8 protein-coding genes are annotated in these 12,517 nt (G+C 53.7%); all 8 read right to left on the bottom strand.

Annotated elements, in window-relative coordinates; translation table 11 throughout:
- Window positions 1–70: 70 nt before the first annotated feature.
- Entirely contained in the window at window positions 71–1,525 is a 1,455-nt protein-coding gene (locus KJB30_RS15650; RefSeq protein WP_214301050.1) for a DUF3426 domain-containing protein, read from the bottom strand.
- Between the two features lie 328 nt (window positions 1,526–1,853).
- Window positions 1,854–2,741 (bottom strand): TIGR02757 family protein, encoded by an 888-nt coding sequence (locus KJB30_RS15645; RefSeq protein ID WP_214301048.1) that lies wholly within the window; start codon window positions 2,739–2,741, stop codon window positions 1,854–1,856.
- 102 nt (window positions 2,742–2,843) lie between these two features.
- Window positions 2,844–3,869 carry a galactose-1-phosphate uridylyltransferase gene (gene galT, locus KJB30_RS15640; RefSeq protein WP_214301046.1) on the bottom strand — a complete coding sequence of 342 codons (1,026 nt, stop codon included), beginning with the start codon at window positions 3,867–3,869 and terminating at the stop codon, window positions 2,844–2,846.
- A 101-nt stretch (window positions 3,870–3,970) separates the two neighbouring features.
- The gene (locus tag KJB30_RS15635) at window positions 3,971–6,160 is read right to left on the bottom strand and encodes a glycoside hydrolase family 57 protein (RefSeq protein WP_214301044.1); all 2,190 of its coding nucleotides are present in this window, start codon (window positions 6,158–6,160) and stop codon (window positions 3,971–3,973) included.
- A gap of 84 nt (window positions 6,161–6,244) precedes the next feature.
- Complete coding sequence (locus tag KJB30_RS15630) at window positions 6,245–8,749, bottom strand: mannose-1-phosphate guanyltransferase (RefSeq protein WP_214301042.1); 2,505 nt, start codon at window positions 8,747–8,749, stop codon at window positions 6,245–6,247.
- 97 nt (window positions 8,750–8,846) lie between these two features.
- The gene (locus KJB30_RS15625) at window positions 8,847–9,221 is read right to left on the bottom strand and encodes a response regulator (RefSeq protein WP_214301040.1); all 375 of its coding nucleotides are present in this window, start codon (window positions 9,219–9,221) and stop codon (window positions 8,847–8,849) included.
- Entirely contained in the window at window positions 9,218–10,840 is a 1,623-nt protein-coding gene (locus tag KJB30_RS15620; RefSeq protein ID WP_367618998.1) for a histidine kinase dimerization/phospho-acceptor domain-containing protein, read from the bottom strand. The genes KJB30_RS15625 and KJB30_RS15620 overlap by 4 nt, the downstream gene beginning before the upstream one ends.
- A gap of 89 nt (window positions 10,841–10,929) precedes the next feature.
- Entirely contained in the window at window positions 10,930–12,405 is a 1,476-nt protein-coding gene (gene cysS, locus KJB30_RS15615) for a cysteine--tRNA ligase (protein WP_214301038.1), read from the bottom strand.
- Between the last annotated feature and the right edge of the window lie 112 nt (window positions 12,406–12,517).

Raw genomic sequence — 12,517 nt, 5'->3', positions numbered from 1 at the left:
TCTACAGCAACAAAAAAGGCCGTCGACAGTTGTGTCGGCGGCCTTTTTTTTATTGTTCTATCAGAGGTAGCTATTGTTTGCCGGTCGCAACGGTCGAACCAGTTGATTCCACGCCATAGTCTTTGGCCCCTGCCGGAGGGCTGGGAATGACTATCGTAAAGGGGATTGCCTTGCCCGGGGCCACTTCAAGATTGGCCAGGGAATCGCCGAACTGGTTTGCCATGGCCGCTTCGATCTTTTCCATGGGCATGGTTGCCAATTGTTCAGGGGTCAGCGGATTGCCTCCGTAGGCAGCTTTGCTGGAAAGAACCTGACCATTGGAGCCATAGACCATGCCTTTGACCTGAATCGCTGCCCGTGGCTTCTTGTATTCATTGACCGCTTCACCATTGATTACCAGAATGTTGCCGGCGGCGCTGTTCTTGACATAGGAGGCGGTTATAGCGCGCAGCGTGATTCTGCCTGCATCCTGAATGGTGCCAGTCTGGCCGCGCAAGGTGGTGTAGCCATAAAAGCCCATTCCTGCAACGGCGATAATGCCAAGGATACCGAGCAGGGCGGTCACCAATGAACTCTGTTTGCGCCGTGATGATATGGAAAGAGGGGGCAGTTCATCCTGTGCATTGTGGGGAGGAGCATGTTCTTCAGGTTGTGGAGGCGTGGGTGCCTCTTTGACTGCTGCAGTGCCTAGAGGAGCAAAGAGCAGATCCTGGCCCGGTTTGAGTTCATCGGGATGTACCTGCTGGACAGCTACCGAGGAGAGCTCGTCGCCAAAATCTATATCTCCCAGACTGAAAGGCTCTTCGCTCCTGGGTTTCTCTGCAGTACCTTTTTCGTCGGCAGCATCCTCAATCCCCAGCGATTCTGCAAATTCATCCATCTGAAAATCCAGATTAGGATTGGGCTCTTCATGTGCAGGAGCAACTGCATCTCCGAACAGATTGTCACTGCCAAGATCAAAATCGTTACTATCCTTGGTCGTAGTCGAAGTGGGCAGCTCTGGTACTGACTGCAGGGCCGCCATGCCGGCTCCATCCCATGCAGCAGATTCGGTAGCCTGCTCTTGCGGAGTATCCGGCAGGTCACCAAACTCAAAAGTCGAAAATCCGGAATCACCGGCCAGCGGCTCATCCTGTGCGGAAGGAAAAGTCGGCTCATCAAGGAAGGAGAAACTGGAACTCTCGGCAGGTTGAGCCGGCTCCTGATTCTGGGGTACTTCCGGAGCTCCGAATGTGTTGTCTGAAAAGCCAACTTCACCAAACGAAGATGTTTCAAAATCAGATGGTGCCGAAGATGGGGGCTGATAGGTCTGATCGGGCGAAGAAGTTTGATCATCCGGTGTAGCATCTGTTTTCTGGTCGAGCAGAGCGCCAAAATCCGATGGTGTTTCCTCATTGATTGGCTGTTCTTTACTGACGGAGAAAACGTGCTTGCATTTAGCGCAACGGACTTTGACTCCCTTGGCCGTTACCCTGGAATCATCGAGCCTGAACTTGGTGTTGCACTGTTCACACTGGATTATCATCTGTTACTCCCTGCTGAATATGGTGACATGCTATGCAATAATGATGTAACTGCTTGAAACAACGTGATCTATAACAGAAAGGGCAGGGGGTGTCAATTTATTAGAAGGTCGTTGAAAAACAGCCATCTCGCCGCCGTCCTCGAACGCTACCTTGTGACTTCGGCCTTGCGGCCTCACCCTTCGGGCGCCTTCGCGGTCCACTTTCATACTGAAAGTGTGCGGCGGATTAAGTTCATGCTTCCGCGAGATTTTCTCCGAGACTACGATATGACTATTTTTGAACAACCTATATCTTCAAAAGCTCTTAGAAGTTCCGGCCAGAGGTATATTAACGCCGCTTCCTTGCATCAGTGCCTGGCGGTGTGCAGATGCCGGCAATGCTGCAGGTAAGGCAGGCGGCAGGGTCATTTCCACTACATCGCTCACTGATTCCAAGGTGAGCCAGGGAGAAGTCATATCTGATCGGATCAAGGGGATCAAGACGGCGCAGATGCCCCGTAATCTCCTGGGCCATGCGCCAGTCGGCATTTTTTCGGCAGGTGAACCCCAGGTAACCGCAAATCCGCTGGATATGGGTATCTACCGGAATTATCAGTCGGGAAGGTGCTATGCCGTGCCATATGCCGAGGTCGATTCCGTCAGCCGGACGTGCAACCCATCGCAGGAACATGCAGAGCCGTTTGCAGGCGCTTCCTGAGGCGGGTGCAGGGAACATGAACGGAAAATAGGAATTTGCGGGTGCGTTCGGCTGGCCGAATACCGGCGAATAGTCGAGGCTGAGCACAGTAGAGGTGTAGCAGTTCAAGGCAGCGGTAATATCTTCTGTCGTGTTGTCATGGCCGGCCAGAAAGAAGCTCTCCACACTCCCGGATTGTTCCAGCATCATGCGGATGCCCCAGAGCAGTGCACACAGGTCGCGGCCGTCGTTGAAGCGGTGTTTGAAGCGGCTGAAGGTTTTTAATCCGGATTCAGGATCAAATTTCTCTATAAACTGCCGCGGTGAGGGGCCCAGCTCTGCAAAGATCGTTTCCAGGGTGCGCAGAATGATCTTGATCCCACCGTAGGCAAAGGTTGAGGCAATGACTGCTGCTACTTCCTGGTCCCGGGGGGCGTCATAGCGGTGGCAGAACGAGAGCGGATCGTTGGCAAGGTGGAGCTTCGAACGTGAGGCATAGAGGTTTTCGAGAAGAGGGTAGATACGGTTGGATGTGTCCATAAAGTAACAACCTTATTATCAGGATATGCCAGTGTACCAGAGATGAGGGGAATGGGAGCTGAGAAAAGTGCGGGGCTGAAGAAGCAGCCCCGGGAGTAGATGTTATATTTCTGCCTCACGCAGGAAGCGCGCCGCGTCTTCGGGAGAGGTGGGATTGATGTAAAAGCCGGTGCCCCATTCGAAGCCGGCCACCTGGGTCAGACGCGGAACCAGTTCGATGTGCCAGTGGTAGTCATGCTCCAGCGAGTTCCACTGTTCCGGCTTGCCCGGACGGTGGTGCATGGGGGGAGCGGTGTGCAGGATAAAGTTGTAAGGTGCATCCCGCAGCACGCTCTTGACCCGCATGAGCATGTCTTTCATGGCAACTGCCAGTTCAGCCAGTTGAGCGTCATTCATCAAGGCAAAATCATGGCTGTGTCGCTTGGGATAAAGCCTCAGCTCAAATGGTGAACTGGATGCATAGGGAGTCAGAATTACGAAGTTAGAAAATTCCCGGACAATACGTTCTCCCATGCGCAGCTCAAATTCAATCAAGTCGCAGAAGATGCAGCGCTCCTTGTCGCGGAAAAACTTGCGTGCCACCCTGAGCTGGGTTGTTGCCACCGGCGGCAGCAGCGGCACTGCTATCAGCTGGCTGTGGGAATGCCGCAACGTTGCTCCAGCCCTGGATCCATGGTTCTTGAAGAGCACCATGTAGCGGAAACGGAAGTCCCTGCGCAGGTCAAGGTAGCGTGACCGATAGGCAGTCAGCACATCCGTCATTTCGTGGATGGTGAGATCGGCCAGCGTGCGGTCGTGGTCAGGAGTCTCAATGATGACTTCATGGGCCCCGATACCGTTCATGACATCGTACATGCCATAGCCATGGTTGTTGATTTCCCCCTCAACCCGCAGTGCCGGATATTTATTAGGGATCACCCTCACGCGCCAATTGGCGGTATTGGGAGCGCCTCCCGGGCGAATGGCAAAAATTTCCGGAGGGGTTTTGTCTTCATTGCCATAACAGAAGGGGCAGGCAACCATTCCGTCGTCTTCGGATTCAACCTGAAAGTCACGCGGACGTCGCCCTCTTTCGGTAGCAATAATTACCCAGTATAGTTTAATAGGATCCCAGCGCAGTTCAGACATATCTTCTCCATTTAATACGGGGACGAGGAATCCGGGACCGGGGACCGGCAGAGTCTGGTATTCCTTCCGCCGGTCCCAAGACCCCAGTCCCCGGACCCCAGTTAAATCAGCCAGTTATCCACTTCAATTTCAGGTCCGGCATAGTAAAGCATCAGCGGTGCATCTGTCGGCCAGCGGCCGATTTCTTCATTGTCCCTTACCAGGGTAATGGAAGCGAACAACTTGCTTTTGGGGGCCAACCTGATGCTTTCCAGCGGGACGCTAATTTCGCAGATCCTGGATATTTTCCAGCGGCAGTGACCGCGTGTGGGTACCCACACGCTGTTCTCCCGTACCTGTAGCAACCCCTCATCGCCTCGCAATTGCATGGGTAGACGGTATTCGCGGTCGTAGATCAGGTGGAGGTTGATCACGTCTGCATCACGCAGCAGGCGAGAAAGCTCCTGAATTCCGTCGATCCGGAAAAAGAGCATGGTCTTGTTAAATCCGTAATAAAAGCTTTGCAGCATCCGATCCGAGGAATGCATGGCAGAACCCTGGCGAGTCAGGTCATACAAACCGGCTGCCAGCCACTCGAAGTAGTTACTGATCCGGCCGTCAATTTCCGGATCGATGAAGGCTGCCGGTTCACGGACCTGGCCGGCGGGGCTCTTCTTCTTGATCGGTTCCAGCAGTTCCCGCGGCGGGTCCTGGGCCAGCAGGCGATAGACGTTCATCAGGTGCTGCCGGAAGAGGCGATCAAACCGGTCGCTGTGGGGTGAAAAATGGTCATCACCATACCACCAGAACCAGTCGCTGCCTTCGGCAGCATACAGTGAACGGCAGATCAGCTCGGTGGTGGGATCAACGGGGACCTCTCCGCTTTCCAAAACTGCAGCCACCAGAGGGTTGGAGATTATAGCCGTCTCCCTTGCCTTGGCTATCAGATCCCAGGCCAGGTTCTCTTCGGGATGCCCGATCCAGATGCCGTAGTTGCCGTTAATCCACGAGCCGGGGAATATGTGGTGCAGTCTGCCTTCGAAGTTGGAGCTGCGAATGACATCCGAACAGGTGGTCAGGTTCAGATCGTGGGAGTTGGCAATGCCACGGTACATCTGCTGGAGAAAGTCATATGCATTGGCAGGGTAGTATTCCCAGGCATTCTCACCATCCAGAATTATCGGAACCACCCGGCCTTCGGCTCCGACCCTGTTTCTGATGGAGTGCAGCCGGCCGCAGAGGTCGTTGGCGGCACGACCGGCATCCCATTGGGAATATGTGAAGCCGATCAGGTCGGAGAGTTGGTGATCCCGGAAAAAAGTGTGCACCTCTCCCTGCGGACAGGCAAAGCGCCAGGGTCTATACAGGCGCTCATGGTGTTCACCCAGCCCCCCCTCCAGACTCTTGGAAAGTATTTCCTCATCTGTCGCCACCCATTTGATGCCGCAATCGGTGATGATTCCCAGGGTTTCATTGCTGACTGAACCTTCCGATGGCCACATTCCTTGAGGAGTAAAGCCGAAAACTTCTTTGAAATAAGCAATACCGCGTCTGATTTGGGCTCGGGCATCTTCAGGATGCCGGAAACGAGCTTCTGGAAGCGTCACTCGCGGCATTGCCGTCTGCGCCATCCTGATGTCGCATAATAGCGGCAGGATCGGATGGTAGTACGGGGTGACGGAAAGCTCGATCCGCCCCTCCTCATGAAGGCGCTTGTAAAGCGGGATAGTAGCCTGCAGCACCTCCCGCTGGGTCGCAAAGAGCAGTTCCTTGTCGGCAGTAGTGAATTTGTCTCCTTTTGCCAGTAATTCACCAAAGGCGGGGTAGCGACGGCGGGCCGCTTCTCCGGTCCAGGCCAGAAAAAACCAGACCTGCAGGTCGCGTAGGTCCTGATCGGTGAAGTGACGTACCCGATCCTTGGCACTGGCTGGTTTTCCTTCGCCGGCCATATAAAGCAACTCCAGGTAACGCTGGGAAGGCTCGATCATACGGCTGCGGTTGGCGGAGAAAAAATTCTCCAGCAGGAAGATGCGGTCTTCTTCATCCAGATCGGCAGGGTCGGCCATACCTTTCAGCAAAAAAGGATCAACTGCCGTTCCATTGGCGTAATCGAGCAACTGCTCGATAAGCGACGGCACCAGATTGAACACAGCCCGGGCGCCGGGGGTGTCCTCCACAATTGCCGGCATGTCGAAATAATCCTTGATGCCGTGGAGATAGGTCCAAGGAAGGGCGTATTCTCCCTTCAGCGGGTCCTTGTAATATGGCTGGTGCATGTGCCAGATGATGACTATGTCAAGGGGTAATGACATTGTTACTTCCTGTTTGAAATCTGAGGTTGAGGTTGAGGTTAAGGTTGAGGTTGTCCTTAACCTTAACCTTAGCCTCGATCTGCTCTACGTAAGTTCCTTCTTCCATCCTTCAACTTTTTTCTGATATTCGGTCATCAGACGTTGAGCACTCTTCTGATCCCTGGCTTCAGCCACTATGTGGACACAGGGGAGATACTGGTCCGGCAGCACCAGCGCCCATTCTTCACCGAAGTGCACCTTGATGCCATCAATAAAACTGGCTTCTCTCTCCAGGCTGTCTTCACTCATCTTCCTCATCAGCCCCCCCTTCATTTCCCAGGCACAGGGGATACACTTCTGGTGATAAGCTCGTACAGGCACAGAAGCCAATCCTTTGGAGAGCGGAATATCCGCAGCTGCCACCAGTTCCATCAGTCTGGCTATGGCGAACATGCCATCAAACGCAGCCTGAAAGCGGGGAAATGCGAATCGTCCGTCAATGGTTCCGACCAAGGCCATTTCGGATGATGAGGCTGCTTCCAGCATGGCGCGATCCGTATTCTTGGTGCGATTGACCTGAAAACGGTTCTGAGCGGCCATCTGCTCAATGATGGAAGGAGCCTGCACCGGCACGGCAATGGTTCCCTTGCGGCCGGCTTTCATCAGCAGAGCCGACATCAGGGAGAGCAGTTCCACTCCACTGTAAATGGTGCCGGTTTCATCTACCAGTGTGATCGCTTCAGCGGAAGGATTGAGCCAGAAACCGGCCTGCGCACCCAGAGATGTGACAATCTTGGCCAGCTGGCTGAGAGCAACATCCTTCTCTTTGCCCGGGACACCCCGTCCTTCATCCACATAGGCATTCAATGCAATCACAGTGAAACCGAGTTCATTGAGAAGCTGGGGCAGGGTCTGGCTGGCAGGCGAAAAGCTGAAATCAACCACCACCGTGTACCCTGATTTTTTCAGTAACTCGCGATCCAGAGCTCGCAGGAATCCTTCACGATAGAACTCGCCAACATTATTGATATCAACCAGCACTCCCGGTTCAGTGTGATGGGCGCGCCGGAAGTTTTCCTTGAAGAAGGTGCGTTCGACATTTTTTCCCATGTTGCTGGAGAAGTCCAGGCCGTCGCCATCCAGAAAGATTATCTCAAGGGCAGCGGGGTCATCCTCGGCCTGGCGGAAATGCACGCCCCCAACCTCTCCGAAGGTTTTGAGCTTGTATCGCAGGAGCGGCAGGGAAGTCATCTTCATGTCCCGGACGTTGATGCCGGCAGAAAGCAGGCCACCCACGAAGCAGCGTTTGAGCATGCGGGAAGAAGGATTGGAATCGCGCCCTGCGAGAACAAAGCTGCCTTTGGGTAGCGAGGTGCCGTAGGCGCAGCCAAGTTTGGCTACGAATTCAGGAGTCAGCTCCACATTTGAAAGCCCCTTGATGATTGCCCCTTCGAAAAGCGCTTTTTTCCATTTTTCACCCCAGATCATGTTTGAGGTGACGGTTGCGCCGGCTTCAATCTCTTTTTTGGGCCAGATCTTGACATCCGCTTTGATGACCGCTTCATCACCAATGGAGGTATTATCCGCTACGATTACACCCTCTTCCAGCAGCGCTCCCTGCCCGATGCGCACATTCGCACAGATGACGCTGTCGGTGATTTTGGTGCCTTTTTTAACATAGGAGTTGTCCCAGATGATGCAGCGGTTGAGTTTCACCCCCCGCTCAATGGTACAGTTGCGGCCGATAACCGAATCCTTGATCTGGACATCTCCCAGCACCTGGGTGTTGTCTCCGATAACGACGGTGCCTTCCAGTCCCGCTGCATTTTCCAGTTTTACGACGGCGCCAAAACGCAGGTTTTTACCCGTAACATCCTGCTTCGCCTCATCAACCTGCAGCGCAATTCTGCCTTTGAAGATGTCATGGCAGGCCTCGCGGTAGGAGTCGGTGTTACCGACGTCACGCCAATACCCCTTGGCCTGGCAGCCAAACAGGGCATCTTCCTTTTTCAGCATCAGGGGAAAGAGATCCTGGGAGAAATCAAAATTTTCACCCTCTGGAATGTAGGAGAGAATCTCCGGTTCCAAGACATAGATGCCGGTATTGATGGTATCGGAAATTACCTCTCCCCAGCCCGGCTTTTCCAGAAACTGTGTGATGCGCTTATCTTTATCAGTAATAACAACTCCGAACTGAAGCGGGTCCTTTACCGAAGTCAGTGTGATGGTGGCTTTGGCTTTATTGTTAGTGTGAAAATCCAGGACTTTCTTCAGGTTGAAGTCGGTCAGCAGGTCCCCGCTGATGACAAGAAAGGGTTCATCCAGGTATTTCTCTGCCGCCTTCACCGCACCGGCGGTGCCTAAGTCCTGAAGCGGAGTAACGTATGAAATCTTGACCCCGAAATCCGCACCATCACGAAAAAAGTTTTTGATAACGAACGGCTGATGGTAAAGCAACATCACCAGGTCTGTAATATCGTATTTCTTCAACAGTTCTACGATATGCAGCATGATCGGGCGATTGAACAGCGGAATCATCGGCTTTGGAAGGCTGCTGGTGAGCGGTTGGATGCGGGTACCGAACCCGCCGGCCATGATGACGGCTTTCATGTAGTCTCCTTTTTTTTAGGATCAGGGACCAGGGACCTGTGACTGGGGGATCGGAACTTTCCCAGTCCCCGGTTCCCGGTCCCCGATTTTTATCGGCCTAAGCCTTTGTTCTTTGGGCCTTCTTGGCAAGTATGCGGGCTATTTCCTGTTTCAGTTCGGTAAGGTCGCCGGATTTAACGATATAGCCATCCGCCAGCCAGGCAGAAAAATCATCCTTGTAGCAGGAGAAAGCCGAGCACAACACCACCGGCATGTCATGACGCTCCTTGACCAGTTTCTGCAAAAGATCGATCCCGCTTTCATTCTTCAGCTTGATATCAAGCACGGCAAGATCAAACTCCCCCTGTTGGAGTTTTTCCACGGCCTCGGCAGTGTTTGCTGCAGTAACAACATCGTAGCCATCTTCCGCCAGCTCTTCTGCATATAGCAGGCGGATGTTGGCTTCATCATCAACAACAAGTATGCGCTTCATGATTGTTCCTCCTTTCGGGTAGGCAGCGTAATTATGTATTCAACGCCTTTCTCAGGCAAAAGTTGCGCATTGAAGGGAATGCCTTGTTTCTCCAGCATCGTCTTGCACAGGGCCAGTCCCAGCCCGTTTCCCAGCTCCAACGTGGTGGAGAACGGGACCAGCATTGCATCAAGAGCCTCCTGGGAGAGGCGCACGCTTGTGTCGACCGCGTGCACAATGACGTTGTCGCCATCTAGGTAGGTGCTGATGTCGATCTTTCCCCCCTCGTGTCCGTCAATGTCGCTGATGATCATGGTCCTTAGGCAGTAGGAAACCTGTTTGTAATCAATGAATACAGGCGGGAGTGATGTGTCGGGGATGAATGTGCTTTCACATCCCCAGGCGCGTAGGCGGTCACTGGTGTCTCGAATGGAGGACTCCACGAGCTGGTTTACGTCCCAGAAGTCCCTGGTGGGATACAGCATGTCGGTATAGTTGAGTATTTCGTCCAGCACGCCCTCAAGTTGGCGTGCCTCGCCAACAATGGACTCAATGAAATCCCGTTTGGGATCACTGGTTGGCGTGTTTTTAAGGATCGAGCGAGCAAAGCCGCCTATAATCATGAGTGGATTGCGGATGGAATGGGCGATACTGGAGGTAATGCGGCCCACCAAAGCCATTTTCTCCATTTTAACGATTACTTCCTGCTGTTCCTTAAGCTTGTTGCCCGCTTCGGTAGCCCGGTTGAGCTCAAGTTGGAGGCGGTCGTAAAGTGAAGCACGCTCAATGGCAAATGCCACCGGGAAAGCGAAGTTTTCCAGAGAACGCATATCCTCTTGAGTGATGGATCGGTGGGTGATGCAGTTGTCGGCAATGATCATTCCGACCCGGCGATTTCGGGAAATCAGCGGCATCAGCAGAAAGCGGTCCACCCCTAGCAGGTGGGCCAGTTCTGGATTCACCTCCGGATGATTGAAGGCATTTTCGATCAGTACGGGGTGCTTGCCGTCCAAGGCTTTGACCAGAATGTGGCCGGTTTCGGAGAGAGGTACTGTCAGGCGTGCAAGAATGTCATGGAATTTTGCCCGTTCGGAATTGAGCTTGTTGAGGCGGAAACTCTGTGCCAGGGTTTGCAGGTCCATGTCGTTGCCGGCAATTTCGTTCCAGACCTGGTTCGCTTCTTCATAGTTGCGCGGTCCAATTGCAAGATAGCCATGCAGAAGGCCAAGATCCCGGTTGATCAGCAGCAGGAAGGCGCGGTTCATGCCGAATCCCTTGCCTGCCGTGATGGCTGTCAGAGCAACGGAAAGCACTTCCTCCAGATCGACCGAACTTTGCAAAACTGAGCCGAGCTCATGGAGGAAGCGGACCTCAAGGGTTTTGTTGTCAAGGAAGCTGACCAGAGATTCAATCTGGGTTTTCTGGCGTTGATACTCGCTGTGAACGAGCGAAAAGACGGGGGCCAAAGGATGTCCGCTGTCACGAAATCGACTCAGATCCCGCTTGAATCTGTTGCATTCGCTGCACTTCTCGAGAATGCGCCGGTTTCGCGACTGCAGGAGATCCTCATCACCGGCATGGATGTTCGGGCAGTCGCCCATTACGATGTTATCCCTGTCCCAGCAGCATTCCCAGTCCACAGCGGATTCTCCGTAATATTTTTTAGTAGAGATTAACTATACCAGACAACCAGGGTGGGGCAAGATAGGCAGCCATGGTCCCTGCTTTCTTATTTCGCCTTCCAGGTCGTTCCCTGTGCCGAATCCAATAGCTGGATCCCCTTCTCCAGCAGCAGGTCGCGGATCTCGTCTCCGCGTTTGAAATCCTTGGCTTTGCGTGCTTCTGCCCGTTCCACGATCAGACGCTCAATATCCTCGGGCTGAATATCAATCTGCCCTGTTTTGGCAGCCTGGACAGCGGCAAGCCACTCGGCGGGACCGCTGCCGAACAGTCCCAGAACGCTGCCCAACTCTGAGAACAGCTGGCGGATCCGTGCTGCGAGTGACAGTGCTGCGGGCGAGGGTGCTCCTGTTTCGGCCAGGAAGCGGTTGGTCGAGCGTACTGTTTCAAACAGAACACCCAAGGCCTGGGCGCTATTGAAGTCATCGTCCATGGCCTCCACAAAACGCGGAACAAGCTGATCGGCTTTTTCCTGGAGGTCCGCAGCAGCAGGGGTCAGGCTGTCGTCCGGCGCAGTCGTGGGCTCGGTTTTAAGCAGCAAGGCATCCAGGGCAGCCAGACAGGAATAGATCCGCTCCAGACCTGACTGGGCATCATCCAGGTTCTGATCGGAAAAATCGATCGGTGAGCGGTAATGAGCTGAAAGAATGAAAAAACGCAGGGTCTCGGGGTCGAATTTGTCCAGCACCTCCCGGATGGTGAAAAAGTTGCCCAGGGACTTACTCATCTTTTCGGAGTTGATGTTGACAAAACCGTTGTGCAGCCAGTAACGGACGAACTGGCAGCCATTGGCCCCCTCGGATTGGGCAATTTCGTTTTCATGGTGAGGGAAAACGAGATCCTTTCCGCCGCCGTGGAAATCAAATGTTTTCCCCAGAAACTCCATGCTCATGGCAGAACATTCGATATGCCAGCCGGGCCGTCCCTGGCCCCAGGGCGAATTCCACCAGGGTTCACCCGGTTTTGAGCCTTTCCAGAGAGCGAAGTCCATGGGATTACGCTTCTTCTCGCCAATTTCTACCCGCGCCCCGGCCTGCATGTCCTCAAGGTTGCGCTTGGAGAGCTTGAGGTATTCGGGAAAGGTGTCCACTGCATAATAGACATCGCCCTCCGACTCGTAAGCGTGTCCCTTGGCGATCAGCGTCTCGATGATGCCGATGATGCCTCCGATGTGATCGGTTGCCTTGGGCTCGACGGTCGGCTTTGCCAGGCCAAGACGGGCCATGTCTTCATCGAATGCCTCGATGTAGCGGTCGGCAATGGTGCGATAATCGACACCTTCCTTGATGGCGCGGTTGATGATCTTGTCATCGATGTCCGTATAGTTGCGCACGTAGGTAACGTCATAGCCGGCATAGGCCAGATAGCGGTAGATAATGTCGAAGACAACGTTGGCACGGGCGTGGCCGATGTGGCAGTAGTCGTAGACCGTGACTCCGCAGACATACATGCCGGCTTTGCCGGGTGTCAAAGGAACAAAAGTCTCTTTTTCGCCGCTGAGAGTATTGTAAACGCGTAAAGCCATGAATCTGCTCCTTCGGAAAATTGTGTCATTGTGCCCGCTTTTGGCAGGGAAGGCAAGCGGGTAAAAAGGTTGAAATCCCTGTACAGCCTGTGGTGATTTAACATAACCATGT

This window comes from Pelotalea chapellei (genome assembly GCF_018531195.1).
Classification (GTDB): domain Bacteria; phylum Desulfobacterota; class Desulfuromonadia; order Geobacterales; family Pseudopelobacteraceae; genus Pelotalea; species Pelotalea chapellei.
This window is presented reverse-complemented; position numbering and strand designations above follow the sequence as displayed.

Coding starts and splice junctions, on each gene's coding strand:
- KJB30_RS15650 (WP_214301050.1), bottom strand. CDS start 1,525: ATGATAATCCAGTGTGAACAGTGCAACACCAAGTTCAGGCTCGATGAT.
- KJB30_RS15645 (WP_214301048.1), bottom strand. CDS start 2,741: ATGGACACATCCAACCGTATCTACCCTCTTCTCGAAAACCTCTATGCC.
- galT (WP_214301046.1), bottom strand. CDS start 3,869: ATGTCTGAACTGCGCTGGGATCCTATTAAACTATACTGGGTAATTATT.
- KJB30_RS15635 (WP_214301044.1), bottom strand. CDS start 6,160: ATGTCATTACCCCTTGACATAGTCATCATCTGGCACATGCACCAGCCA.
- KJB30_RS15630 (WP_214301042.1), bottom strand. CDS start 8,749: ATGAAAGCCGTCATCATGGCCGGCGGGTTCGGTACCCGCATCCAACCG.
- KJB30_RS15625 (WP_214301040.1), bottom strand. CDS start 9,221: ATGAAGCGCATACTTGTTGTTGATGATGAAGCCAACATCCGCCTGCTA.
- cysS (WP_214301038.1), bottom strand. CDS start 12,405: ATGGCTTTACGCGTTTACAATACTCTCAGCGGCGAAAAAGAGACTTTT.